The organism is Chitinophaga sp., assembly GCF_036566945.1.
Taxonomy (GTDB): Bacteria; Bacteroidota; Bacteroidia; order Chitinophagales; family Chitinophagaceae; genus Chitinophaga.
In genome coordinates, this window is sequence record NZ_DATCVJ010000472.1 from 1 (window position 1) to 5,094 (window position 5,094).

The following is a 5,094-nucleotide window of genomic DNA, read 5'->3' on the forward strand; positions in this document are numbered from 1 at the left end:
CATGTACCCTGGAACTTCCGGATGAAAAACGGCCACCACTTATGGGAAGAGCTCTGCTATCAATATTATACCGGTGCAGAAAGGACCCAAAAAATGCAGGATACCTGGAAAGCACTACAACCCTTTGTAGATAAACAACGATTTGAACAAGTGACGATGCTGTTGGCTATACAACACAAAGAAGCTCTCTGGTGGCGGAATGCCTGCTTATTATATTTTCAGACATTCAGCCGGATGCCTATCCCGGCACAGTATGAAAAACAAGACCACACACTGGAATATTATAAAAGTCTGCAGTTCCCATTCGCACCGGGTATCTGATTAAAAGCACATGCAACTGATGACAACGACAAAAAGAAAATTAGCGATTGTAACGGGTGGCGGTTCAGGAATTGGCCTGGCCATTGCCGAAAAATTCGTACAACAGGGAATCCGCGTAATCATTGCAGGAAGAGATCCTGACAGATTAAACGCAGCGCAACAACAACTGGGAGAATTATGTCACGCCATCCCTTGCGATGTGACGCACCTGGCTTCTATCCCCGGTTTTGTGCAAGCGATAGTGGACCAGTATGGTCCCATAGATATACTGGTGAATAATGCAGGTACCAATATGAAGAAGGATTTCACGGAGGTCACGGATGAAGAGTTTCAACAGGTTATCCTGACAAATCTGACCGCCGTTTTCACCATGAGCCGCGAGGTAGTCAAAAACATGCAACTACAGCAGGCCGGATGCATCATAAATATCAGCTCTATGGCAGCACAATATGGTATTCCTAAAGTGATTGCCTATTCCGCCAGCAAAACGGCCATTGACGGCATGACCAGAGCCATGGCGGTTGAACTGTCGCCCAAAGGCATACGGGTAAACGCGATTGCGCCGGGGTTTATTTATTCCGACATGACCGCAAAAGCATTGGATAGTGATCCGGAAAGAAAGGCCAAAGTATTTGGCAGAACTCCCATGGGAACAATGGGCCAACCCGCCGACATTGGCGAGGCAGCTTACTTCCTGACCAGCGATGCCGCAAAATTTATTACCGGCGTAGTGTTGCCGGTAGATGGAGGAAACAGTATTGGTTTTTAACCGGTAAATAAGTGGAGTTACCATATTGGCTTTTAATAACTGTTATTGGTAAATAGATCACATCGTTTTTTTTAACACCGAATAGTCCCAGAAAATCCTGACATGAAAAATTTAATCATCATTCCCCTGTTCCTGTTTTCTATATGCAGCGGGAGCGCACAACTAAAACTGCCCCACCTTATTCGCGACAGCATGATCCTGCAGAGAGATGAAAAAATAAAATTGTGGGGATGGGCATCCGCGCATGAAAAAGTACAGGTGCGCTTCAACGGTAAAGTATATAAAACCACCGCCGATGCTGGTGGCAACTGGAACGTACATTTACCACCCACCAAAGCCGGCGGCCCTTACCGCATAGATATTACAGCGGGAAATACCATCACCCTGCAGGATATCCTGTTTGGCGATGTATGGTTTTGCAGTGGTCAGTCGAACATGGTGCATCAAATGAACGTTCACGATGTTACCTATGCGCGTGATATTGCAGAAGCGAATGATCCGCAGATCAGGCAGTTCCTGGTACCTACACTTACAAGCTTCTCAGGGCCAGAGACGGACCTCCCCGCGGGATATTGGAGTCCTGCCGTTGGAGATGCGGTGCGGCCATTTTCGGCGGTGGCTTATTTCTTCGCAAAAAAAATCTACGAAAAATATAAAGTCCCCATAGGGATCATCAATGCCAGCGTAGGCGGAACCCCCATCGAAGCGTGGATGAGTGAGGAAGGCACAAAAGATTTCCCGGCGCAGCTGGCAACTATCCAAAAAAATAAAGACACGGCTTACCGCAATAGCTTGCAACAACCTGTTGCCAAATCCCAACCACCAATAGATGCCGGACGCAACGCTCACCCTGAATGGCAGGATCCCAATTATGTTCCGAAAGGATGGCATAATATTAATATCCCCGGTTACTGGGAAGACCAGGGCGTGAAGGATTTGAACGGTGTGGTATGGTACAGGCGGGAAATAGAGATCCCCGCTTCCATGGCAGGTAAACCCGCTACTGTTTTTTTAGGAAGAATTGTGGATGCAGATGAGCTTTATATCAACGGTCAACAAACAGGGAGTACCCCTTACCAATATCCTCAACGCAGATACAAAGTAAATGCAGATGTATTGAAAGCCGGCAAGAACTTATTTGTTGTTCGGGTCACCAATAACGCCGGCAAAGGCGGGTTTGTGCCGGATAAACCTTATTACATTTTTTCGGACAAGGATACAATTGATTTAAAAGGTGAGTGGCAATATAAGGTGGGTGCAGCTTTTCCGCCGGTTGCGCGCAAAGAACCGATTACGAATATGCCGCCTCAATATCAACCAGCTGCCTTGTATAATGCGATGGTGGCGCCGGAAATTAATTATACCATCAAAGGAATTTGCTGGTACCAGGGAGAGGCCAATGCCGGCCAACCTGCCGCCTACGAAAGACAATTACCGGCACTGATCAGCGACTGGAGAGCCAAATGGGCGCAAGGTCCGCTGCCTTTTCTCTATGTACAACTGCCGGGATTTATGGATTACAATTATTTACCGGCAGAAAGTAATTGGGCGCTAATGAGAGCTTCGCAACTGAAAACATTATCTGTTCCCAATACCGCCATGACGGTCGCTATTGATTTGGGTGAGTGGAATGACGTTCACCCTGACAATAAAAAAGCAGTGGGCGAACGCATGGCCCTTACCGCCATGAAAGTAGCGTACAAAGAAAATATTATCTATACAGGTCCTCTTTATCAGTCGGCTGCTGTTGCCCAAAATAAAATCATTGTCAGCTTTACCCAAACCGGCGGAGGACTGACCACCAAAGATGGTGATGCACCTGCTACCTTTGAGATTGCCGGCGCCGATAAAAAATTTGTATGGGCCAGTACAAAAATAGAAGATAACAAGGTAGTCGTATGGAGCGATGAGATCAGCCATCCGCTCTACATACGTTATGCCTGGTCCGACAACCCGGTCAATCCCAACTTATGTAACCAGGAACAATTACCGGCTTCCCCTTTCAGAACGGACGAATAAAAAACCAAACTACATAAAAGAAGCCTTACACTTTGCGGTGTAAGGCTTCTTTTATCTATCAGGATCTTAAAGATCGTAAAGCGATTATTTCTTTACGGCTTTCAGACTGAAACCAATTTCAACATCTTTGCTGATCATCCAGTTTTCAGCGCTACCTTCTGTTTTGTAGCTGATACCCCAGGAAGATCTGTCGATTACAAATTTTGCATTTGCAGTAACGTCGTTTCCATTAACAGTGATTTGTGCAGGGAAAGTGATGTTCAGGGTACTATCTTTCAGGGTCAGGTTGCCGCTGATAAGATTGGTAGCACCTGGGAGCAGGCTTTTCTGCTTAGTGCTGTCGTAAGGAGCCACCGCAGTGATTACAAATTTAGCGGTTGGGTGCTTAGCCACGTCAAAGAAGTCAGCACTTTTCAGGTGACCATCCAGATCTGTGGATTTCTTTTCTGGCTCAGTAACAGAAGACGGATCTGTTGTGAGGGTGTTCATGTTTACGTCGAAGCTACCACCGGTAACTGTTCCGTTTTCAACATTGAGACTACCATCCGCTACTTTAATAACACCAAAGCGTGGCGCAAATCCACCTTTGTGAGTGGCACGCCATTGAACAGCAGTAGTGGTAGTGTCAATTGCATACGCTGCGCCCGCGGCTACAGCGGCTTCTTTCTTTTCTTCGGTCTTCGCCTGATCGGTCGAAGCACCGCCACATGCTGCCAGAGTGGCCAGCAAGATAAAAGCAGGTACTGTTTGCTTCATAAAGTCCAATTAGATGTTATTTATAAGTCCACGAAATTAGACAATTAGGTCTATTCAACGACGCAACACATCGAAATATGTCAATATTATAACAATTCATGTATATACATATAACGTCGAAACACCTAATAATGGGTTGCCCCTTAGAGCATGATGACCGAGTTAATAGTGGATACCTCTTTATAATAGGCAATTACTTCTTCTTCATCCTGCACCTGTACCTGCACCGTAAATGACTTATACTTCCCGGTAGCTGAATTATTTTCTGTAATGGTAGCCGGGGCATTGGCAAACATAGCTTTCAACTCTGCGATCTTATCCTCATCTGCCTTAATAATAAACTTAAAAGTATATTCAGTAGGGAATACCATTGACTGCTGTAACAACGAACGAAAATTTTCATACGGATCTTCGCTTAAGCCGGCATTTGCATTTTCACCTGTAGACATATTATGCTATTTATCATTTTTATCCTCTAAAATAATCCTGCAAAATACGTCTTTTTTTCCGGCAAAATAAGTCAGCAACCATCCCCTTCCTTCAATACAGGCACTGGTTGCGGTTTAAAAAGAAAATTCAATAAATTGGGTTGAAGCGTCGTTAGGCGATAGGGTCTGGCAGTACTGGCTTCTTTTGCCGGGGCATGTTTGCTTTTATCGGTTGCTGGTGTAATTGAATCCATAGCGGCGCTGTTTTGTGTTTGATGAGTGGTGTTATCTGCCAGGCGCTGTGCATTTGAAGAACTGGTAAATAATAACGGGAGCAAACAAATTGCCATAATGCTACCCAGCAACATCAGTTTCTCTGCAAGATTAAGATGGCGGTTCTCGTTGCTTACTATTCTTCTCACCCGATCCAGTAAAGTATGCTGCTTGCCGGGAAAAGCCATGGCCATACCAATGCTGTTGTCATTTATATAATGCTGTTGAAAAGCGACCAATGCACTGATGTAAACCTTCCTGGAACTGGGGCCTGCTACCACCATATCATCGCAACAATTTTCTCTTTCCGCACGGATCAGGGAAGACAACCACAGTACCGCCGGATTAAAGAAAAACAATGTTTCTGCAAAGCTTTGCAGCAGGTTTACGAAATAATCATTCCTTCTGATATGCGCCAGTTCATGCAACAGGATCGCTTCCACCTGGTCGGCCGACAACTTTGTCAACATGCCCAACGGCACCAGGATAACGGGTTTTAACGTACCAATAGCGGCAGGCACCTTTACC

General features: G+C 45.5%; 5 protein-coding genes and 1 pseudogene. 3 read left to right on the forward strand and 3 right to left on the reverse strand.

Annotated elements, in window-relative coordinates; all coding sequences use genetic code 11:
• The 3 genes and pseudogenes from VIP81_RS14470 to VIP81_RS14480 form a co-directional block, all read left to right on the forward strand.
• A pseudogene (locus VIP81_RS14470) lies at positions 1-321 on the forward strand (alpha-glucuronidase); the annotation flags it as partial.
• Positions 322-340: 19 nt separating this feature from the next.
• Positions 341-1,090: an SDR family oxidoreductase gene (locus tag VIP81_RS14475; protein ID WP_331961880.1), complete on the forward strand. Its 750-nt coding sequence runs from the start codon at positions 341-343 to the stop codon at positions 1,088-1,090.
• Between the two features lie 102 nt (positions 1,091-1,192).
• Positions 1,193-3,109 carry a sialate O-acetylesterase gene (locus VIP81_RS14480; protein ID WP_331961883.1) on the forward strand — a complete coding sequence of 639 codons (1,917 nt, stop codon included), beginning with the start codon at positions 1,193-1,195 and terminating at the stop codon, positions 3,107-3,109.
• Positions 3,110-3,193: 84 nt separating this feature from the next.
• Here VIP81_RS14480 and VIP81_RS14485 read toward each other — a convergent pair whose 3' ends face one another.
• The 3 genes from VIP81_RS14485 to VIP81_RS14495 form a co-directional block, all read right to left on the reverse strand.
• The gene (locus tag VIP81_RS14485; protein ID WP_331961886.1) at positions 3,194-3,865 is read right to left on the reverse strand and encodes a YceI family protein; all 672 of its coding nucleotides are present in this window, start codon (positions 3,863-3,865) and stop codon (positions 3,194-3,196) included.
• A 143-nt stretch (positions 3,866-4,008) separates the two neighbouring features.
• The gene (locus tag VIP81_RS14490) at positions 4,009-4,314 is read right to left on the reverse strand and encodes an HP0495 family protein (protein ID WP_331961889.1); all 306 of its coding nucleotides are present in this window, start codon (positions 4,312-4,314) and stop codon (positions 4,009-4,011) included.
• A 71-nt stretch (positions 4,315-4,385) separates the two neighbouring features.
• A partial coding sequence (locus tag VIP81_RS14495) for a M56 family metallopeptidase (RefSeq protein ID WP_331961892.1) occupies positions 4,386-5,094 on the reverse strand: 709 nt, incomplete at its 5' end.

What these genes read in the sequence shown, in the direction of transcription:
- VIP81_RS14485 (WP_331961886.1), bottom strand. Translation starts at nt 3,865, where the DNA reads ATGAAGCAAACAGTACCTGCTTTTATCTTGCTGGCCACTCTGGCAGCA.
- VIP81_RS14490 (WP_331961889.1), bottom strand. Translation starts at nt 4,314, where the DNA reads ATGTCTACAGGTGAAAATGCAAATGCCGGCTTAAGCGAAGATCCGTAT.
- VIP81_RS14475 (WP_331961880.1), top strand. Translation starts at nt 341, where the DNA reads ATGACAACGACAAAAAGAAAATTAGCGATTGTAACGGGTGGCGGTTCA.
- VIP81_RS14480 (WP_331961883.1), top strand. Translation starts at nt 1,193, where the DNA reads ATGAAAAATTTAATCATCATTCCCCTGTTCCTGTTTTCTATATGCAGC.